The organism is Kitasatospora sp. NPDC051702 (assembly GCF_040681575.1).
Taxonomy (GTDB): domain Bacteria; phylum Actinomycetota; class Actinomycetes; order Streptomycetales; family Streptomycetaceae; genus Kitasatospora.
This window is the reverse complement of record NZ_JBFAZB010000013.1, coordinates 1-20,231: the sequence shown is the minus strand read 5'-3', so window position 1 is coordinate 20,231 and position 20,231 is coordinate 1. Positions and strand designations below refer to the sequence as shown.

Below are 20,231 nucleotides of genomic sequence, written 5' to 3'. Positions count from 1 at the left end.
GGGGCGGAACCGACCCCCGGTGGCACGGCACCGGAGGCCGCCGGAAAGGGGTGACGGCCGGCCACCCGGGTGGGGTGACCGGCCGTCGGCGGTGCCGTGGGCCGTCAGGCGGCCTGCTGCCAGCTGACCGGCGAGTAGTAGGCCGGGCGGCGGTCCAGCCGCTGCCAGGTGGCGATCGGCTCGACCAGGGCGGCCGCGCCGGCCTGCTGCGCGGCGGCGGCGCGCGCCATCAGCACGGCGGTGAGGGCGGCCAGCTCCTCGTCGGAGAGGGAGCCGCGGACGATGCGGACGAGGGGTTCGGCGGAAGCGGTCATTTTCTGGTTTCTCCCCCGGTGTCTGTGGTGTGGTGTCGCTCGGACGTGCGTGCTGCGGGACCGCGCTCGGCGCGGACGCTACATCGGCGGGTTGCCGTGCTTGCGGCTCGGCAGGTCGGCGTGCTTCGTGCGGAGCATGGCCAGGGCGGAGGCGACCACCTGGCGGGTCTCGGCGGGGTCGATGACGTCGTCCACGAGGCCGCGCTCGGCCGCGTAGTACGGGTGCATCAGCTCGCTCTTGTACTCCTTGATCTTCTGGGCCCGCATGGCGTCCGGGTCCTCGGCGCCGTTGATGTCGCGGCGGAAGATCACGTTGGCGGCGCCCTCGGCGCCCATGACGGCGATCTCGTTGGTCGGCCAGGCGTAGGAGAGGTCGGCGCCGATGGAGCGGGAGTCCATCACGATGTACGCGCCGCCGTAGGCCTTGCGCAGGATCAGCTGGATGCGCGGCACGGTGGCGTTGCAGTACGCGTACAGCAGCTTGGCGCCGTGCCGGATGATGCCGTCGTGCTCCTGGTCGACACCGGGCAGGAAGCCCGGCACGTCGAGCATGGTGACCAGCGGGATGTTGAAGGCGTCGCACATCTGGACGAAGCGCGCGGCCTTCTCGCTGGCGTTGATGTCGAGCACGCCGGCCAGCGACTGCGGCTGGTTTGCGATGATGCCGGTGACGTGGCCGTCGACCCGCGCCAGCACGCACAGCACGTTGGTGGCCCAGCGCTCGTGGACCTCGAGGTACTCGCCGTGGTCGACGATCTCCTCGATGACCTTGCGCATGTCGTACGGGCGGTTGCCGTCGGCCGGCACCAGGTCGAGCAGGGACTCGTTGCGGCGGTCGACCGGGTCGTCGTTGAGGACGGTCGGCGGCATCTCGCGGTTGTTCTGCGGCAGCAGCGACAGGAGGTAGCGGACCTCCTCGATGCAGGACTGCTCGTCGTCGTAGACGAAGTGCGAGACGCCGGAGACGCCCGCGTGGACGTCGGCGCCGCCGAGGCCGTTCTGGCTGATCTTCTCGCCGGTCACCGCCTGGACGACGTCCGGGCCGGTGATGAACATCTGCGAGGTCTCGCGGACCATGAACACGAAGTCGGTCAGCGCGGGGGAGTACGCGGCGCCGCCGGCGCACGGGCCGAGCATCACCGAGATCTGCGGGATGACGCCCGAGGCGCGGGTGTTGCGCTGGAAGATGCCGCCGTAGCCGGCGAGGGCGGTGACGCCCTCCTGGATGCGGGCGCCGGCGCCGTCGTTGAGCGAGACCAGCGGCGCACCGGCCGCGATGGCCATGTCCATGATCTTGTGGATCTTCTGCGCGTGGGCCTCGCCCAGCGCGCCGCCGAAGATCCGGAAGTCGTGCGCGTAGGTGAAGACGGTCCGGCCGTGCACGGTGCCCCAGCCGACGATGACGCCGTCGGTGTGCGGCTTCTTCGCCTCCAGGCCGAAGCCCTGGGCGCGGTGCCGGCGCAGCGGCTCGACCTCGCGGAAGGAGCCCTCGTCCAGCAGCAGCTCGATGCGCTCGCGGGCGGTCAGTTTGCCCTTCGCGTGCTGGGCCTCGGTGGCCTTCTCGCTGGGGCCGCGACGCACCTTCTCGCGGAGCTCGTGCAGCTCGGCGACGCGCCCGCGGGCGTCGGCCGGGACCTCGGGGACCTCGCCGCCCACCGGCGCCTCATGCACAACCGTCATCTCGAACCACTCCAAGGGTGAGGGAACTGTCCGACAGCCAACGTCTGCTGTGCCCCCGGCTGCGAATCACTTTCTTCACTTATGACTGTACGAGGGGCCGTGCGTTGGTTTCGGCGTCGATTCCGTACAAGGTCGGGTCCGTTTAGATGTCAGGCCTGCACAGAAGCGGCGGGGGCGAAGCCGGAGCGCTCGGTGTCCGTTCGAATACCGGGGGTTGTCGGGCAGATGATGGTCCGATGATCTGAGCGTGAAGAAAAGCGCAGGTCAGGGCCGTCGCTCAGTAATGTAGGGCGGCCGACTTGGGCCTCGCTCAAGCTCCGCTCAAGTCGGGTGCGGAGGCGGCCCCGATCCGTGCTAGGGGGCTCCCGGTCGTAGGGAAGCGCCAAAAACACTCCAGCCCACCCGGAACGTTCCGGGTGGGCTGTCCGAGGTAGCGGCCGGGCCTGCGCGATCAGCTCCTGCGGCCGTCGCCGGGCTCGTCGTCGTTGCGCAGCTCCTGCTCGCGGCGGCGGAGATCGGCCTCCCAGCGCTTCAGCATCTCCTCGTGCTCCTTGTCGCTCTTCTTCAACGAGGCGAGGAAATCGGGGTCGTCGTCCGGGGCGAGCGGCCGGCCGCCGCGCGGGGCCGACCGCTCGGGGCCGCCCGCATCCCCGTCGTACGGCCCCGCGAGCAGCGGACGGCGCTGCTTCCCGGCCACCAGCCAGGCGATCGGGCCGACCGGCGGGAACAGCAGCACCACCAGCACCCAGACCGGCTTGGGGAGGTGCTTCACCCCGTCCTCGGGCGTGGTCAGGCAGTCGATGAAGGCCCACACCCAGAGTGCGAGCGGAAGGACGATGGTCAGAAGAATCCTCAGCACGGTGGCTGTCTCCCCCGGCGGCGGTGGCGACGGGCGCCTTCCCGGGGCCCTTGACGGAGCCAGGCTATCCGGTGGCGGATACTGACAGGCATGGCATACGACGATCTCCGCTCCTTCCTCCGGGCACTCGACCGCGAAGGGGACCTCAAGCGCATCAAGGCAGAGGTGGACCCGCACCTGGAGATCGGCGAGATCGTCGACCGGGTCCAGAAGGCGAAGGGCCCCGCGCTGCTCTTCGAGAACGTCAAGGGCTCCTCGATGCCCCTCGCGATGAACGTCTTCGGCACCGAGCGGCGCCTCGCCAAGGCCCTCGGCCTCAAGGGCCCCGACGACATCTCCGAGAAGATCGCCGGACTGCTCAAGCCCGAACTCCCGCAGGGCTTCACCGGCTTCCGGGACGCCTTCGGCAAGCTCGCCTCGATGGCGCACGTGCCGCCCCGCAACGTGAAGGACGCCCCGGTCCAGGAGGTCGTGCTCACCGGCGACGACGTCGACCTGGACGCGCTGCCCGCCCTCTTCACCTGGCCGCAGGACGGCGGGTCCTTCTTCAACCTCGGGCTCACCCACACCAAGGACCCGGACAGCGGCGTCCGCAACCTGGGCCTCTACCGGCTCCAGCGGCACGACCGGCGCACCATCGGCATGCACTGGCAGATCCACAAGGACAGCCACAACCACGCCGCGAAGGCCGCGAAGCGGGGCGAACGGCTGCCCGTCGCGATCGCCTTCGGCTGCCCGCCGGCCGTCACCTACGCGGCCACCGCGCCGCTGCCCGGGGACATCGACGAGTACCTGTTCGCCGGGTTCGTCGCCGGCGAGCGGGTGCGGATGGTCGACTGCAAGACGGTCCCGCTGCAGGTCCCGGCCGACGCCGAGGTGGTCCTGGAGGGCTGGCTGGAGCCCGGCGAGATGCTCCCCGAGGGCCCGTTCGGCGACCACACCGGCTTCTACACCCCGCAGGAGCCGTTCCCGGCCCTGACGATCGACTGCGTGACGATGCGCCGCCGGCCGCTCCTGCAGTCCATCGTGGTCGGCCGCCCGCCGACCGAGGACGGCCCGCTGGGCAAGTTCACCGAGCGCTTCTTCCTGCCGCTGCTGAAGATCATCATCCCGGACATCGTCGACTACGACCTGCCCGAGGCCGGCGGCTTCCACAACTGCGTGATCGTCTCGATCGACAAGAAGTACCCCAAGCACGCCCAGAAGACGATGCACGCCATCTGGGGCGCCCACATGATGTCGCTGACCAAGCTGATCATCGTGGTGGACTCCGACTGCGACGTGCACGACTACCAGGAGGTCGCCTGGCGGGCCTTCGGCAACGTCGACTACAGCCGCGACCTCACCGTGGTCGAGGGCCCGGTCGACCACCTCGACCACGCCTCGTACCAGCAGTTCTGGGGCGGGAAGGCGGGCATCGACGCGACCCGCAAGCTCCCCGAGGAGGGCTACACCCGGGACGGCGGCTGGCCGGAGATGGTCTCCTCGGACCCGGCCACGGCCGCACTGGTGTCGCGTCGCTGGAAGGAGTACGGGCTGTGAGCACCGCCGCCGTCGAGACCCCCGGGCGCACGAAGGCCTTCCTGCGCCTGGTGATGATCGAGCACTCGGTCTTCGCCCTGCCCTTCGCCTACATCGCCGCGCTGACGGCCATGTTCCTCGCCGACAAGCGGGTGCACTGGGGCCAGCTGTTCGTCGTCACCGTCTGCATGGTCGGCCTGCGCACCTTCGCGATGGCCGCCAACCGGATCATCGACCGCGAGATCGACGCCCGGAACCCGCGCACGGCCTCCCGCGAACTGGTCACCGGGGCCGTCTCGCTGAGGACCGCGTACATCGGCTCGGCCGTGGCGCTGGTGGTGTTCCTCGGGGCGGCGGCGCTGCTCAACCCGCTCTGCCTGGCGCTCGCGCCGGTGGCCGTGGTGCCGATGGTCGTCTACCCGTACGGCAAGCGGTTCACCGACTTCCCGCAGGCCATCCTCGGTCTGGCCCAGGCGATGGGGCCGGTCGGCGCCTGGCTCGCGGTGACGGGCCGCTGGTCCTGGGACGCGGTGGTCCTCGGCGTGGCGGTCGGCGTCTGGATCGGCGGCTTCGACCTGATCTACGCCTGCCAGGACGTCGAGTCCGACCGCCACGGCAACGTGCGGTCGGTCCCGGCCCGCTTCGGCGTCCCGGCCGCGATCCGCGGCGCACGGGCGTGCCACCTCGTCACCACGCTCCTGCTGGGCTGGTTCGGGGTCCTGACGCACGCCGGACCGGCCTTCTGGATCGGTCTGGTCGTGGTGGTGGGCGCGTTCCTGTACGAGCACACCATCGTCAAGCCGAACGACCTGTCGCGGCTCAACCGGGCGTTCTTCCAGACCAACGGCTTCGTGGGCATCTCGCTGTTCTTCTTCGCCCTGGTGGACCTGGTCGTCCGCGGACTCGGCGTCTGACGCCCCGCCGGGCGGCCGCCGGGACGGGGCGGCTCACCGGAACAGCGCGGCGTGGTCGGCGGCCCAGGTGCGGAAGCTCCGGGCAGGCCGGCCGGTGACGTCCCGGACGGTCGTGGTGACCGGATCCGGGTCGGTGAGGCGGGCCTGGACGAGGTCCAGCGCGGCGTCGGCCTCCGCCGGGGGCCGGCCGGCGGCGAGCATGCGCCGGCGGGCCGTCCCGCGGGGGACCTCCTCCCACCGTGCCGGGCGGCCGGCGGCCTCCCCGATGATCCGCACCTGCTCCGCCTGGGTCGGCGCCCCGGGGCCGGTGAGCAGGTGGCGGGCGCCGTCGTGGCCGTCGTCGAGCAGGGCGCGGACGGCGACCGCCGCGACGTCCCGCTCGTCGACCGGGTGGAGCCCGGCCGCACCGCCGTAGCCCTGCACGGCACCGCCGGTCCTGATCTCCTCCGCCCACCGCAGCGCGTCCGCCGCGAAGCCGTACGGCCGCAGCGCGGTGTGCCGCACCCCGCTGCCCGCGAGGAGCGCCTCGACCTCCCCGGCCGGCCCCCGCGGGCCCGCCCCTGGCGCGTCCCGGACGGCGGCCGAGGAGAGCTGCACCACCCGCCCGACCTCGCCGGCCAGGGCCGCCACCGCCCCGGCCGCGCCCTCGGCGGTCGGGAGGGGCCAGGCCAGGAAGGCCGCGTCGATGCCGCGCGCGGCGGCCCGCAGCGAATCCGGATCGAGCAGGTCCCCCTGGACGTGTCCGCGCTGCCGCGCCCGGTCGCCGCGCCGGGTCAGGGCCCGGACCCGCACCCCGGCGGCCGCGAGCTGCAGCACCAGGTGGCGTCCGACCGCCCCGGTGGCGCCGATCACCAGGACGGACGTCACATCGTCAGTTCGCTTCTCCGTCATGCCTCGACGGTAGGCGAGCCGCATGAGAGGCCCAATGCGCACGGGTCTCCCGTCCATGCGTCATCGTCTACGGCGCGCCTGCGGGGCCCGCCGGGGCCGGGGAGCCGGGGCCCGGGTGGGGCCGCGGGCTGCGCGGAGGCGGTCAGGCGCTGCGGCGGCGGCGCGCGGCGAAGAGCGCGCCGAGGCCGCTGACGAGCAGGGCGGCGGCGCCCGCGGCGGTCGTGAGGACGCCGTCCGACCCGGTGTGCGCGAGCTCGCCGCCCGCCAGCCGGGCGGTGCCGGCGGTGGTGCCCGTGGTGGCGCCGGTACCGGTGGTGGCGGCGTCGTCCGCGGAGGCGGCGGTGAAGCCGGCCTTGACGGCGCTGCCGGTGCCGGGCGCGGTGGAGAGGTCGACCCGGAATCCCTGCGGGCCGACGTACGCGGGCATGTACTGGCCGCCCTCGCCGAGGACGACCACCCCGTGGACGTAGGACGCGCCGATCGCGGCACCGGCGGTGAACGCCAGCCGGACGTGCTTGGTGACGGATGCTCCGGCCGCCAGGTCCTTGCCGTCGGTGAGGTGGTAGGTCAGCGGGCCGGTCGACTGGCGGCTCGGGGTGCCGGTGACGTCCTGCCAGCCGCCGTCGGCCTTCTGCACCTGGAGGGTGCTCTGCTGGTCGGCCTGCACCACCAGGGAGGCGTCGTCGTAGGCGGAGGCACTGGGGTTGGTCGCGGTGACGTCGAACTCGACCGGGGCGCCGCCGATGACGGCGCTGGTCGGCGCGTTCTTGACCTGCACGGCGAGGGCCTTCAGCGCCACGTCCTTGGTGCTCTCGGCGACGACGGTGTTCGCGGAGTCCGCGATCGCGGAGTAGAGCTTGACGGTGCTGCTCTGGCTGGCCCAGTCGTTGTTGAGCGGGGCGGCGAGGCGCAGCTGGAGGGTCCTGCTGGCGCCGGCGGCGACCGTCACGCCCGGGATCTCCCCGGAGAAGTCGACGGTCTTGTCGCCCAGCGCGAAGTTCAGCGTCACGGGCTTCCAGGTGCCGTCGGCGTCGCGGTACTCGAGGGTGATGCGGTCCTTCGAGCGGGCCCACTGGTTGCTGGCCTTCAGCTTCAGCGTGAACGAGGCGTCGGTGCCGCCCGGGTTGGTGACGGTCTCGGTGAACTCCACCGGACGGCCGCCGTTGCCGATCGAGGCCGGCTCCTGGACGGTCAGCGAGGGCTTGGCGGCGACCGGGGCGGCGGTGACGTCGACCGCGACGAACTGGGGGCCGATGACGAGGGGCATGAACGCGCCGCCCTCGCCGAGCATGGCCCACGGGTGGATGTACTCGGTGCCGGGCGCGGCGTCGGCGGTGAAGGCGATGCGGACGTGCTTGGTGAAGGAGGCGCCGGCGGCGAGGGTCCGGTCCTCGGTGAGGTGGTAGAGGACCCGGCCGTTGTCCTGCGGGGTGCCGGTGACGGTCTCCCAGCCGCCGTCGGCCTCCTGCACCTGGAAGGTGCTGTTCCGGGTGGCCTCCACGACCTTGGAGACGCCGGTGTAGCCGGACGCGCTGGGGTTGGTGACGGTGACGTCGAACTCGACCGGCGCACCGCCGGCGACGGCGCTCGTCGGCGCGCCCTTGACCTGCAGGGTGAGGGCCTTGGCCACGACCTCCGCGGTGCTCTCGGCGAGGACGGCCTTCGCCTGGTCCAGGACGGCGGAGCGGAGCGTGACGGGCGCGTCCTGGTTGCCCCAGGCGTTGTGGAGCGGGGTGGCCAGGCGCAGCCGGACCGTCCGGGTGGCGCCGGCGGCGACGGTCAGCCCGGGGACCTCCCCGCCGGAGCCGAGGGGCTTCCAGGTGCCGTCGGCGTCGCGGTAGTCGACGGTGATGCCCTTGGCGGGGGCGGCGGGGCTGCTCGCGTCGACCCTCAGGGTGTACGAGGCCGCGGCGTCGCCGGGGTTGGTGACGGTCTCGGTGAACTCGACGGGCTCGCCGCCGTGGCCGATGGACGCGGGGGCGTTGACGGTCAGCGCGGGCTTGCCGGCCTCGGCGGTCTTGGCGGCGGGCTTGTCGGCCGGCTTCTCGGCGGGCTTCTCCGTGGCGGCGGCGGAGGCCGCGGCGGTCGGCTCGGCGGCCGGGGTGGCGGTCGGCTCGGCCGGGGCGGTGACCGCGGCCGGGGCGTCGGCGGCGTAGGCGGCCGGGGAGGCGACCACGGCACCGGTGGCCAGCAGCACGCCGAGGGTGGCGGCGGTGAGGACGGTGGAGCCGGAGCGGCGTGCGCGCACGACGGACATTCTGAATACCCCCAGGGTGTTGCACCGTCGGCGTTCCGTCGCCGGCCGGCAAGCTCGGTAGGTGCCGGACGCGAGGTTCGGGGGTGGTGCCCCCGGCGTCACCCGCAGTCCGGCCCGGCGGGCTTCCCCGCCGCTCACTCCCATAGACGTGCGGGGCCCGCGGGGGTTGCAGGGAAGGTCGAAGATTTTTCCGGGAATCCTGGAGAGGGCCCTGACCTGCGGTTCCGTGCCCGCTCGGGGTGGTCTCAGTGCAGCGACAGCTCGTCTCCGACGCTCAGCCGCCCCGGGGAGGCGACCTCGGCCAGCGCGTCGAGCCGGCCGTCGTGGGCGTGCACGAGGGCCTTGAGGATCTCGGGCGCGTGCGGCAGCCCGGGCTGCGGGGCTCCGGTCATCGCGCAGCGCTCGCTGGACCGGACGAAGCCCAGCCGCACCCCGGCGCCGCCGAGCCCCTCCCGGCCGAACCAGCCGTCCTCGACGAACGGCGGGGTGCCGGGCGGGGTCCGCAGCACGATGTTGGGGCGGAACCGCCGCTCGTCGACCGCGGTGAACGGGACGGCCTCGCGGACCCAGTCCAGGGTGGCGGTGGTGAGCACGCTGACCGGCAGCTGGTCGAAGTGCGAGACGGCGTCCTCGCGGGCCAGCTCGACGTCCTCGCGCTGGAGGTAGGCCCGCAGGAACGCGCCGGGCTCGGTGACCGGGCGTCCGAGCGGGTCGAACAGCTCGGGTCCGTCGATCCGGTGGCCGAGGCGGGCGGAGAGGCGGAGCAGGCCGTCCACCCGGCGGAACCGGCGGGTGCTCTTGCCCGAACCGAGTCTGCCGTCGCCGTCGCGGACGGCGTAGAGGCGGTCGCCGGCGAGGCCGCGCTCGTCCACCTCGACGGAGTCGAGCCGCTCGCCGCCGGTGGACTTCACGGGGTAGCGCCAGAGTCGCTCGATCACTCCGATGATCTCAGCCATGGCCGGACAGCGTAGCGGCGGCGCCGGGGGATGGTCTAGACCAAGTCCGTTGGGGGGTGCGGTCGGAGGCGTCTCAGCCCAGCCGGGCCACCGCCCGGACCGGCGCGCCGTCCGCCGCCACCAGGCGCAGCGGGAACAGCGACACCTCCACCGGCAGACCGGCCTCCTGGGCGGCCAGCAGCGGCCGCAGGTCGGTCAGGTTCTCCGCGATCACCCCGCCGCCGGGCGCCCCCAGCAGCACGCGGTGCGCGGCGAGGGTCGGCTCGTCGGCGGGCCGGTCGTGCTCGTCGGCGAGGTCCGCGAGCAGCGCCGCCACCGCCGGGTCGCCCGGGCCCGGGTCGGGGGTGGGGTCGACGCTCAGCGCGTCCACCCCGACGGTCCGCACCCCGGCGGCGACGATCGCCCCGGCGGCCTCCGGCGTCAGGGCGGGGTGGGCCAGGTAGGCGTCGGTGCCCCAGTGCCGGGCCCACCCGGTGGCCAGCAGCAGGACGGACCCCTCGCCGACCCGCTCCAGCGCGGGCGCCAGCAGGTCGGGGGTGACGGCCGCCCGCGGCTCCAGCCCGCGCAGGTCGGCGAGCACCGCCGGGCCGGTGAACCGCTCCAGCGGCAGCCCGTCCAGGGTCGGCCAGGTGACGTCCACGTGGTACGGCGCGTCCACGTGCGTCCCGGACTGCGAGCCCAGGTGCAGGGCCAGCACGTTCACCCCGGCCGTGGCGGTGGTGAGCGCCGGCTCCAGCAGGACGGTCGGGTCGCCGGGGTAGACCGGCATCGCGGTGGTCACCTGATGGGTGAGGTCGACGAGGGTCGCTGCCATGCGCCCATCCTCCCAGGGACGCCCGCGGATGCGGCCGGGGCGGGTGCGGCCGGATAGAAAGGGGCCATGGGAACAGCGAAGCGTCAGCCGTGGGTGGTCGGGGTCTCGGGCGCGTCGGGGACGCCGTACGCGGCCTCGGTGATCCGGGCCCTGCTCGACGCCGGGGAGCCGGTGGACCTGATCGTCAGCCGGGCCGCCCGGCTCACCATCCTCGACGAGACCGGCATCTCCTTCCGGGACGCCCACTGGCGCACCGACCTGGCCGCCTGGCTGGGCCTCGACGAGGACCGGGCGGGCCTCCTGGACGACGTCCGCTACTGGCCCGCCGGGGACTTCGCGGCCGGCCCGTCCAGCGGCTCCTACCCGGCCAGGGGCATGCTGGTGGTACCGGCGACCACCGGCGCGGTGGCCGGGATCGCGCTCGGCCTGAGCAAGGACCTGCTGCAGCGGGTGGCGAGCGTCACCCTCAAGGAGCGCCGCCCGCTGGTCGTCTGCGTGCGCGAGACACCACTCAACGGGGTGACGTTGAAACACCTGGTGGAACTCGACGCGCAGGGCGCCGTGGTCCTGCCCGCCTCGCCCGGTTTCTACGCCGGCGGCTCCACCGTGCGCGAACTCGTCGATTTCGTGGCCGGCCGGGTGCTGGACGCGGTCGGCGTACCGCATTCCCTGTACCTGCGCTGGGAAGGGGAGTTGGGAGCGGCGGCTCGCCGGGCCGGCGGGAACGGCAGTGCGTCGGCTGAGGGGGAGTGAGGAGACCGAAGGCGGGAGAGTATCTTCTCTGCGATACCCGGGTTGTTCCGCGCATGGCGCCTTTGAATCCGGATAATGATCTGTGGGTCTGGTGAGGTTCGGAAGGACGCGGACGGTATATGGACACGGTGGACAGACAGCTCATCCAGGCGCTCCGGGAGAACGGACGGGCGTCCTACGCCGAGCTGGGCCGGCTGGTGGGCCTCTCCGGCCCGAGCGTCACGGACCGGATCAACCGCCTCGAGCAGGCCGGCGTCATCACCGGCTACCGCGCGACGGTCAACCCGGCCTCGCTCGGCTTCGGGGTGACGGCCCTGATCGGCCTCCAGCTGACCGACGCGGCCGACCACGAGGACGTCGCGTTCCGGCTGAAGGACCTCAACGAGGTCGAGGACTGCTGGTTCATCGCGGGTGACGACTCGTACATGCTCAAGGTCCGGGTGGCCGACGTGGCCGGCCTGGAGTCCGTGGTGAAGCGGATCTCCGGCACGAAGGGCGTGGCCCGCACCCGGACCACCGTCGTACTCTCCACCAAGTGGGAGAACCGGGTGAGCGACCTCCCCCCAGAAGGAGAGTGACGTCATGGCACTGGTCGGACTGGAGGAGCTGCGCGCGGCCCGGCAGCGGATCGCGGGGGTGGCCGTGCGCACCCCGCTGGTCCCCGCCCCCTGGGCGGCCGACGGCGGGCGCAGCCTGTGGCTCAAGCCCGAGAACCTCCAGCCGACCGGCGCCTTCAAGACCCGTGGCGCCTACAACCGGCTGGCCGCGCTCACCGAGGACGAGCGGGCCCGCGGCGTGGTCGCGCAGTCCAGCGGCAACCACGCGCAGGCCGTCGCCTACGCGGCGGCACTGCTCGGGATCAAGGCCGTCATCGTGATGCCGGACACCTCCCCGGCCGTGAAGGTGGAGTACACCCGCGGGTTCGGCGCCGAGGTGCTCCTGGTGTCGCCGGAGGAGCGGGACACCGTGCCCGGCGAGCTCGCCGAGCGGCACGGCTACGTCTGGGTGCCGCCGTACGACGACCCGTACATCATCGCGGGCCAGGGCACGGTCGGCCTGGAGATCGCCGAGGACGCCCCGGCCGGGCTGGACACCGTGCTGGTGCCGGTCAGCGGCGGCGGCCTGATCTCCGGGACGGCGGCCGCGCTCAAGCTCACCCGTCCGGGTGTCCGGGTGGTCGGCGTCGAGCCGGAGCTGGCCGCCGACGCCCGGGCCAGTCTGCGGGCCGGGCGCCGGCTCGCCTGGCCGGTCGCCGACACCTACCGCACCATCGCGGACGGGCTGCGCACCCCGTCGGTCGGCGAGCTGCCCTTCGAGCACCTGACCGCGTACGTGGACGACATCGTCACCGTCACCGAGGACGAGATCCGGGCCACCGTCGCCCTGCTGGCCCGCCGCGGCCGGCTGGTCGCCGAGCCCTCCGGCGCGGTCGCCCCGGCGGCCTACTTCCACCGAGCCGACGAGACCGGGGGCCGGACGGTGGCCGCCGTGGTCAGCGGCGGCAACATCGAGCCCGCCCTGCTCGCGGAGCTGCTCTCGACCTGATCCCCGGGCCGGCGGAGCGCCGCGGTGAGACGCGTCGTCCCGCGGTCGGAGCGGCCCGGAGCTGCGGCCGTCAGGTGACGTACGCTCGTTCCGGCAAGGAACCGAAGTCGGAGGAGGCGGGGCACCGCATGGACGCAGGGCTCAAGCGCGAGCTGGAGGCGAAGGTCTACGCGGGTGAGCGGCTGACCCGCGAGGACGGGATCGCGCTCTACGAGAGCGACGACCTGGCCTGGCTGGGTGGCCTGGCCCACCACGTGCGGACGCGGAAGAACGGCGACGTCGTCCACTTCAACGTCAACCGCCACCTCAACATGACCAACGTGTGCAGCGCGTCCTGCGCGTACTGCTCGTTCCAGCGCAAGCCGGGCGAGAAGGACGCGTACACGATGCGCATCGAGGAGGCCGTCCGGCTCGCCAAGGCGATGGAGAGCGACTCCCTCACCGAGCTGCACATCGTCAACGGCCTGCACCCGACGCTGCCCTGGCGCTACTACCCGCGCTCGCTGCGGGAGCTCAAGGCGGCCCTGCCGAACGTCTCGCTGAAGGCCTTCACCGCGACCGAGATCCACTGGTTCGAGAAGATCAGCGGTCTGTCCGCGGACGAGATCCTGGACGAGCTGATCGACGCCGGTCTGGAGTCGCTGACCGGCGGCGGCGCGGAGATCTTCGACTGGGAGGTCCGCCAGCACATCGTCGACCACGACACCCACTGGGAGGACTGGTCGCGGATCCACCGCCTCGCGCACGCCAAGGGACTCAAGACGCCCTGCACCATGCTGTACGGGCACATCGAGGAGCCCCGCCACCGGGTGGACCACGTGCTGCGGCTGCGCGAGCTGCAGGACGAGACCGGCGGCTTCCAGGTGTTCATCCCGCTGCGCTACCAGCACGACTTCCACGACTCCAAGGACGGCGTCGTGCGCAACAAGCTGATGGCCCGTACCGAGATGGCCACCGGCGCCGAGGCCCTGAAGACCTTCGCCGTCTCCCGGCTGCTCTTCGACAACGTCCCGCACGTCAAGGTGTTCTGGGTGATGCACGGCGTGACCACCGCCCAGCTGGCGCTCAGCCACGGCGCCGACGACATGGACGGCTCGGTGGTCGAGTACAAGATCACCCACGACGCGGACAACTTCGGCACCCCGAACAAGCTCGGCCGCGACGACCTGCTCGACCTGATCCGCGACGCCGGCTTCCGCCCGGTGGAGCGGAACACCCGCTACGAGGTCATCCGCGAGTACGACGGACCGGACCTGACGCGCCGCGAGACCCCGCAGGCGATGCGTCTCTGACCGTGCCCCACCCCCGCCGCCCCGGCCGTTCCACGGCCGGGGCGGCGGCTTCTTCACCGCCTCCGCACGCGCCCCGGGTTTACCAACGGGTACGGCGTTTGGCAGGATCGACCGTATGTCCGGTTCACATCGCGCCACCGCGTACCCGTCGTACGAGCCGATGCCGGAGCCGGTGTACGAGGCGCCACAGCCCTCCCACCAGGACTACGGGGCGTACCAGCAGCCGGTTCAGCAGGGCCACGGCAACTACCGGCCCAACCCGCAGGACGGCTACTTCGAGGCCTACGACCAGCCGTTCCGGCCCCACCCGGCCGGCCACGCGGCGCAGGCCGGCACCGCCCAGCAGTACGCGTACGGCGCCGGGCCGGGCTACGGCCAGCAGAGCGGCTACGAGGCGGCGTACGAGGCCGGTTACGAGGCGCCGTACGGCGCTGGCTACGACCCGGAACCGGTGTACCTGTCGGAGCCCTTCGCCGGGTCGGAGCCGGTGCACCCGGCGGAGTCCTTCCCCGCACCGGAGTCCTTCCCCGCACCGGAGTCCGCCCCGCCGGCGGACCCCTCCCTCGGACCGGTGTCCGTTCCGCTCGCCGCCGAGGCCCCCGCGGGCTCCCGGGCGGCCGCCCGGGGCCGGCGTCGCAAGGCCAAGCAGAAACGACACGGCAAGGCCGTGATGGCCGGTACGGCGCTGCTGGTCGCGGCCGCCGCCGGCTGGTACACCGTCGGCCAGGAGGGCGCCAAGCCCGGCGTCACCGCCGCCGACGGCCCCGGCCCGGAGGGCGTCAGCACGCCCGACCAGCCGTCACCGGGCGTGGCCGCCGCCCAGCCGGCCGCCGCCCAGGCCGCCGCCGACCGGCAGAACACCGACCCCGCCGCCGCCCGCAGCCAGGCCCGCGCGGACACCTCGGTCGCCGCTATACCCGGCCTCGGCGCTTCGTTCACCGCGAAGATCCCCGCCGAGACCACCCAGGTCGTGGTCGCCTCCGGTCAGGACAAGGGCACCGACAAGAACAGCGTCACCCTCTGGACCCGCACCCCGGAGGGCCGCTGGCTGGCCGGCGAGACCTGGCAGGGCCACAACGGCAAGAACGGCTGGACCACCGACCACAGCGAGGGCGACCTGCGCAGCCCGATCGGCGTCTTCTCGCTCACCGACGCCGGCGGCCGCAACGCCGACCCCGGCAGCAAGCTCCCGTACGACAAGGACCCGAGCTTCGTGGTCTCCGGGACCGGCTTCTTCGGGGACCAGCTGGCCGGCTCCTTCGACTACGTGGTCGCGATCAACTACAACCGCGTCCCCGGCAACTCCCCGCTCGACCCGCGCCGCCCGATGGGCGCCAAGAAGGGCGGCGGCATCTGGATCCACGTCGACCACGACGGCCCCACCCACGGCTGCGTCTCCATCCCGGAGGACAAGATGGCCGAGCTGATCCGCACCCTGGACCCGGCGGCCCACCCGGTGATCGTGATGGGGGACGCCACCTCGCTGGCCGCCTGAGCCGGCCCCGGGGGCCCTCCGGGCGCCCGCCCCCCGCCGCGGTGCCGGTGACGGCCCGGAGCAGAGGTCAGGCGCCGCAACGCCCCTTGTCAGTCCCCTACAGATCGCGGGGGCGGACCTTGTAGCCGGTCGCGCCCCGCTGACCAGTGAGTAACCCGGTTCCATGGCAGTATGAGCGGTTCGCGCATTGTGGCACTAGGCCACTACCAGCCCCCCAAGGTCCTCACCAACGACGACCTGGAGGCGCTCGTCGACACCAACGACGAGTGGATCCGCAGCCGGGTGGGCGTCAGAACCCGGCACGTCGCCGAGGGCGAGACCCTGGTCGACCTCGCCACCGAGGCGGCGCAGAAGGCGCTCGCCAACAGCGGCCGCACGGCCGAGGAGATCGACCTGGTCGTGGTCGCCACCTGCACCGCGATCGAGCGCAGCCCCAACACGGCGGCCGCGGTCGCCGCCAGGCTCGGCGTCCGGGCGCCCGCCGCCTACGACATCAACACCGTCTGCTCCGGCTTCTCGTACGCCCTCGCCACCGCCGACCACGCGATCCGGGCCGGTGCGGCGCGGCGCGCCCTGGTCATCGGCGCCGAGCGGATGTCCGACACGCTCGACTGGACCGACCGCACCACCTGCGTGATCTTCGGCGACGGCGCCGGCGCCGCGGTGGTCGAGGCCCAGGAGGAGGGCGCCGAGCCCGGCATCGGGCCGGTGGTCTGGGGCTCGGAGCCGGAGAAGGGCGACGCCGTCGTCATCACCGGCTGGGACCCGGTGATCAGCCAGCAGGGCCAGTCGGTGTTCCGCTGGGCCACCACGCAGCTCGCCCCGCTGGCCCGCCAGGCCTGCGAGCGGGCCGGGATCGACCCGTCGGAGCTGAAGGGCTTCGTGCCGCACCAGGCCAACCTGCGGATCATCGACGCGATCGCGGGCAAGCTGGGCCTCGCCGACGCCGTGGTGGCCCGGGACGTGGTCGACTCCGGCAACACCTCGGCGGCCTCCATCCCGCTGGCCTTCTCCAAGCTCGTCGAGCGCGGCGAGCTGAGCCCGGGCGACCCGGTCCTGCTGTTCGGCTTCGGCGGCGGCCTCGCCTACGCGGGGCAGGTCGTGCGCTGCCCGTAGGGGCTGTCTTCCGACCCCGGGCCGGCCCCGCGCGACATGCCGGTGGGCGGGCACCCTGTGTGAGGGGTGCCCGCCCACCGGCATGTCTGGCGCGCTTGCGGTACGTCGGCGGACCTCCCCCGAGGACACGGCCGCCGTCCGTCGGTCCCCGGACAGGAGGCCGGGACTGCGCGCGGAGCGGATGATCTGTCGGGCGGACGGTCTACTTGGGCGGCTTCTTGCCGGTGACGCCCAGGTACACCAGGGGAGCGAGGTTGGGCTTGAGGTCCTTGACCTTGACGCCCCAGGAGGTGAAGGCCTTCTGGTGCTCGGCCGCCGAGGCGAGCAGCGAGACCAGGGCCCCGGCTACGGCGTTCGGGTCGAGCGACTTGTCGGCCTGACCCTTCGCCTGGAGTTCCTTGACGGCCTCCGCGAGTGGCTTGGCGACCGCGTTGAGGACGGTCATGCGGATCTTGAAGAACCGCTTGTCCCCTTCGGCGGCACCGAGCGTGACCACTCGGAGAATGGCGTCGTTCTTGCGCCAGAAGGCGAGGAATCCGTCGACCAGTTCTTCCGAAGTGGTCGGGCCGGACTTCCCTGCCCAGGACTTTCCGGCCACCAGCTCTTTGAGGGTGTCGGCGTCCTTGGCCATTTCCTCGGCGATTTCGAGGACAGCGCCCTCGACATCCGGGAAGTACTGGTAGAAGGTCGCGGGGGAGGTACCCGCCATACGGGCGACGTCGATGACCTTGACGTCCCGATACGGCGACGTGCTGAGCATCTCGCGGAGGCAGTCGAGCAGCTTCTGCCGCGTCTCCTGTCCGCGTCGCCCGGCGACGCGACCGTCGACGGTGCGAACTTGTCCTGTCATGCCGTCAGCTTACCGTGGCACGATCTTGGCGCGATTCGGTGATGCGACTATTACTCCGCACGGGGGGTTGCTATAGGGGCATGAACCGCTCCGGACGGATATTCACCCGGCCCCCGGGGCGCTGTTTGAAGCCCCCCCGTGTGCTTTTGACCCCATAGCGTGACGGCGAGTCCGCTGAGGGGTGGTCGAGTGACAGAGCGTGACGACGTCCGGTCCCGGGAGATCCGTACCGGGAGGGGGTGTCCGCGGGGCCGGACGCAAGCCGCGGCCGGAGCGGGCGTCAGAATCCGGCCGTTCCGTCACCGGTGACCGGACGGCGGTCGCCACGGGGCGGCCGGCCGCCCCGGGCGGGGGAGGTTGGAGTTGCAGCGGGCGGCGTTGGAGAATCGGGTCCGGCACCACGCGGCGGGTGCGGAAAACGGGGAGGTGGCAGCGGAGTGGACCAGCTGACGGCGCACGATCCGAGGCGGATCGGGCCCTTCGAGGTGCTGGGGCGGCTCGGCGCGGGTGGGATGGGGCTGGTCTACCTGGCGCGCTCCGCCTCCGGTCGAAGGGTGGCCATCAAGACCGTCCGGGGGGAGCTGGCCGAGGACGAGCTGTTCCGCGTCCGCTTCGCGCGGGAGATCGAGGCCGCCAAGACGGTCGGCGGCTTCTACACCGCGGCCGTGGTGGACGCCGACGCGGACGCCCGGGTGCCCTGGCTGGCCACCGCGTACATCCCGGCCCCCTCCCTGGAGGACCTGGTCGAGGAGTGCGGGCCGCTGCCGGTGGACGCCACCCGCTGGCTGGTCGCGGGCATCGCCGAGGCGCTGCAGTCCATCCACGCGGCCGGGCTGATCCACCGCGACCTCAAGCCGTCCAACGTGCTGGTGGTCGAGGACGGCCCGAAGGTGATCGACTTCGGCATCGCGTCCGGCGTCTCCAGCACCCGGCTCACCATGACCAACGTCGCGGTCGGCACCCCCGCCTACATGTCCCCCGAGCAGGCCCGGGACAGCCGGAACGTCCGGGGCGCCAGCGACGTCTTCTCGCTCGGCTCGCTGATGGTCTTCTGCGCCACCGGGCACCCGCCGTACCGCGGCTCCAACCCGGTCGAGACGGTGTTCCAGCTGCTGCGCGAGGAACCCGACCTGTCCGGGATGCCGCCGGAGCTGATGGACCTGGTCCGCGCCTGCATGCGGCCCTCGCCCGAGCACCGGCCCACCCCGGCGCAGATCCAGACCGAGCTGGCCCCGCACCTGTTCTCCCGCGACGACGCCTCCGGCGAGGCCGGCGACTGGCTCCCGGCCAACGCGCTGGAGCTGATCGAGCGCAAGCGCGGCCGCCGCCAGCCGGCCCCGCCGCCCCGCGGCGGGCAGCCGCCGGTCGGCCCGCCGCAGCCCCCGGAGCCGCCGCGGGGCGGCCCCCAGCAGCCGTCGCACCAGCCGCCGCAGCCGCACCAGCAGGTGCCGCCGCAGCGCCCCGGCCTGGACGACCCGCGGACCCACCCGGGCGGGCGGCACCTGCCGCCGGCCGGGCCGGTGCACGCCGGACCGCAGCCCGGCCGGGCCGCCGACGGCGAGATCCCGACCGCGAAGATCGCCTCCCCGAACAAGCACCGGGCGCCCGGTGGCGGGGCCGTCGAGGTGCAGCTGTCCGGCGCCTCGGTGCGGATAGGCCCCGGCCCCCGGGCCGAGCACGAGCAGACCGGCCCGGGAACGGCCCCGGCCGAGACCGACTGGGTCCGCCGGGCCACCCCGACGCCGCCGCCGGCGCCCGCGCCGGCCGCCCGCTGGCGCCCCTGGCGCTTCCGGATGTCCAACGACGTCTGGGGCACCCCAGTGGTCGCCGACGGCACGCTCTTCGTCTCCAGCTTCGAGGTGCACGCGCTGGACATCGGCTCCGGCGAGCGCCGCTACAAGACCCGTGACGTCGCCTGGGCGCTCGCGGTGCACGCCGGCCGGGTGCACGCCGCCGACGGCCCCCACCTGTACACGGTGGACGTCGCGGACGGCACCGAGCGCTGGCGCACCTCGCTGGACGGCTGGGTCTACTCGCTCTCCGCCGCCGACGGGGTGCTCTGCTGCGGCATCCGGGGCGGCGGCGTCCAGCTGCGCTCCGCGGCCAACGGCGGCGAGCTGTGGCGCGCCGACGACGCCCAGCAGGACTACGAGAACCCGCAGTCCGGCCCGGTCCTGGTGGCCGGCGCGGCCTACTACTACGGCGCCGGGCGGCTGCGCTGCATCGACCCGCGCGGTGCGGGCCTGCGCTGGTCCTTCCCGGTCGGCGAGGACGTGCCCTCGCACCCGGTCGAGCGCGGCGGCGTGCTCTACGTGACGGCCGGTACCCGGGTGTACGCGCTGGACGCGGCCAGCGGGGTCGAGCGCTGGCGCTTCGAGGCCCCGGTGGTGCTCTTCACCCCGCCCGCCCTGGACGCCGACGCGGTCTACGTCGCCGACTACCTGGGCACGGTCTACGCGCTGGACGCGGCCACCGGCCGGGACCGCTGGCGCGGGGTCACCGGCAGCCGGCAGGGCGCCGAGCCGGTGGTGGTCGGGGACGGCATGGTGCTGGTCGGCAGCGGCGAGGTGCTGTACGCCTTCGAGGCGGCCACCGGCCGGGAACGCTGGCGCTACACCGCGCGCGGGGAGATCGTCGGGGCCCCGGCGGTGGCGGACGGCCTGGTCCACCTGGGCAGCCGGGACCACTCGCTGCACACCCTCGACCTGGCGAGCGGTCAGCTGCGCTGGGAGCTGGGGACCAAGGGTGAGCTGACCGGGTCCCCGGTGGCGGTCGGCGGGCGGGTCTTCGTCGGCTCCAAGGACCGCTGTGTGTACGCGCTGGACGCCTTCTACGGGACGGCCGTCCCGGCCCGCTGAGACGGGCGCGGGGGGGGGGGGGGGGGGGCGCCCCCCCCGGCGGGGGGGGCGGGGGGGGGGGGGCGCCCGCGGGCGGGGGGCCCGGGCGCGGGGCGGCGGGGGGGGGGCGGGCCGGC

17 protein-coding genes are annotated in these 20,231 nt (G+C 73.4%); 9 read left to right on the top strand and 8 right to left on the bottom strand.

The annotated features are described in order from the left end of the window. Positions 1–104: 104 nt before the first annotated feature. The 3 genes from AB0N04_RS13900 to AB0N04_RS13890 form a co-directional block, all read right to left on the bottom strand. Positions 105–314, bottom strand: coding sequence for an acyl-CoA carboxylase subunit epsilon (locus tag AB0N04_RS13900; RefSeq protein WP_360219132.1), 210 nt, complete (start codon positions 312–314; stop codon positions 105–107). Positions 315–392: 78 nt separating this feature from the next. Then, entirely contained in the window at positions 393–1,994 is a 1,602-nt protein-coding gene (locus AB0N04_RS13895) for an acyl-CoA carboxylase subunit beta (RefSeq protein WP_360219129.1), read from the bottom strand. A 451-nt stretch (positions 1,995–2,445) separates the two neighbouring features. Continuing rightward, positions 2,446–2,853: a PLD nuclease N-terminal domain-containing protein gene (locus tag AB0N04_RS13890; RefSeq protein WP_360219126.1), complete on the bottom strand. Its 408-nt coding sequence runs from the start codon at positions 2,851–2,853 to the stop codon at positions 2,446–2,448. Positions 2,854–2,943: 90 nt separating this feature from the next. Between AB0N04_RS13890 and AB0N04_RS13885 the strand changes: the two genes are divergently transcribed. Together AB0N04_RS13885 and mqnP are read left to right on the top strand one after the other, a co-directional pair. Continuing rightward, positions 2,944–4,395, top strand: a complete 1,452-nt coding sequence (locus AB0N04_RS13885; protein WP_360219123.1) for a menaquinone biosynthesis decarboxylase — start codon at positions 2,944–2,946, stop codon at positions 4,393–4,395. Beyond that, positions 4,392–5,288, top strand: coding sequence for a menaquinone biosynthesis prenyltransferase MqnP (gene mqnP / locus AB0N04_RS13880; RefSeq protein ID WP_360219120.1), 897 nt, complete (start codon positions 4,392–4,394; stop codon positions 5,286–5,288). The genes AB0N04_RS13885 and mqnP overlap by 4 nt, the downstream gene beginning before the upstream one ends. Before the next feature lie 33 nt (positions 5,289–5,321). On the opposite strand, the gene AB0N04_RS13875 is transcribed toward mqnP, so the two are convergent. From AB0N04_RS13875 to AB0N04_RS13860, 4 genes are all read right to left on the bottom strand, one after another. Beyond that, positions 5,322–6,179 (bottom strand): NAD(P)H-binding protein, encoded by an 858-nt coding sequence (locus AB0N04_RS13875; protein ID WP_360219117.1) that lies wholly within the window; start codon positions 6,177–6,179, stop codon positions 5,322–5,324. A gap of 142 nt (positions 6,180–6,321) precedes the next feature. Further along, positions 6,322–8,427 carry an LPXTG cell wall anchor domain-containing protein gene (locus AB0N04_RS13870; protein ID WP_360219114.1) on the bottom strand — a complete coding sequence of 702 codons (2,106 nt, stop codon included), beginning with the start codon at positions 8,425–8,427 and terminating at the stop codon, positions 6,322–6,324. 254 nt (positions 8,428–8,681) lie between these two features. Next, positions 8,682–9,392 (bottom strand): MOSC N-terminal beta barrel domain-containing protein, encoded by a 711-nt coding sequence (locus AB0N04_RS13865; protein ID WP_360219111.1) that lies wholly within the window; start codon positions 9,390–9,392, stop codon positions 8,682–8,684. 73 nt (positions 9,393–9,465) lie between these two features. After that, positions 9,466–10,206, bottom strand: a complete 741-nt coding sequence (locus tag AB0N04_RS13860) for a cyclase family protein (RefSeq protein WP_360219108.1) — start codon at positions 10,204–10,206, stop codon at positions 9,466–9,468. A gap of 66 nt (positions 10,207–10,272) precedes the next feature. On the opposite strand from AB0N04_RS13860, the gene AB0N04_RS13855 reads away from it, so the two are divergent. The 6 genes from AB0N04_RS13855 (at position 10,273) to AB0N04_RS13830 (ending at position 16,407) form a co-directional block, all read left to right on the top strand. Next, a complete protein-coding gene (locus AB0N04_RS13855; RefSeq protein WP_360219105.1) occupies positions 10,273–10,959 on the top strand; it encodes a UbiX family flavin prenyltransferase in 687 nt (228 codons plus the stop codon). A gap of 119 nt (positions 10,960–11,078) precedes the next feature. Then, on the top strand, positions 11,079–11,537 hold the full coding sequence (locus AB0N04_RS13850) for an Lrp/AsnC family transcriptional regulator (RefSeq protein WP_329930404.1): 459 nt from the start codon (positions 11,079–11,081) through the stop codon (positions 11,535–11,537). Positions 11,538–11,541: 4 nt separating this feature from the next. Continuing rightward, positions 11,542–12,504: a threonine/serine dehydratase gene (locus AB0N04_RS13845; protein ID WP_360219102.1), complete on the top strand. Its 963-nt coding sequence runs from the start codon at positions 11,542–11,544 to the stop codon at positions 12,502–12,504. Between the two features lie 128 nt (positions 12,505–12,632). Then, entirely contained in the window at positions 12,633–13,796 is a 1,164-nt protein-coding gene (mqnE, locus tag AB0N04_RS13840) for an aminofutalosine synthase MqnE (RefSeq protein WP_360219099.1), read from the top strand. 115 nt (positions 13,797–13,911) lie between these two features. After that, the gene (locus AB0N04_RS13835; RefSeq protein WP_360219096.1) at positions 13,912–15,291 is read left to right on the top strand and encodes a L,D-transpeptidase family protein; all 1,380 of its coding nucleotides are present in this window, start codon (positions 13,912–13,914) and stop codon (positions 15,289–15,291) included. A gap of 171 nt (positions 15,292–15,462) precedes the next feature. Beyond that, complete coding sequence (locus AB0N04_RS13830; protein ID WP_360219093.1) at positions 15,463–16,407, top strand: beta-ketoacyl-ACP synthase III; 945 nt, start codon at positions 15,463–15,465, stop codon at positions 16,405–16,407. Positions 16,408–16,609: 202 nt separating this feature from the next. Here the strand turns inward: AB0N04_RS13830 and AB0N04_RS13825 are convergent, their stop codons facing one another. Further along, positions 16,610–17,257 carry a TetR family transcriptional regulator gene (locus AB0N04_RS13825; RefSeq protein WP_030055725.1) on the bottom strand — a complete coding sequence of 216 codons (648 nt, stop codon included), beginning with the start codon at positions 17,255–17,257 and terminating at the stop codon, positions 16,610–16,612. 437 nt (positions 17,258–17,694) lie between these two features. On the opposite strand from AB0N04_RS13825, the gene AB0N04_RS13820 reads away from it, so the two are divergent. Next, positions 17,695–20,115, top strand: a complete 2,421-nt coding sequence (locus tag AB0N04_RS13820; RefSeq protein WP_360219090.1) for a PQQ-binding-like beta-propeller repeat protein — start codon at positions 17,695–17,697, stop codon at positions 20,113–20,115. The last annotated feature ends 116 nt before the right edge of the window (positions 20,116–20,231 follow it).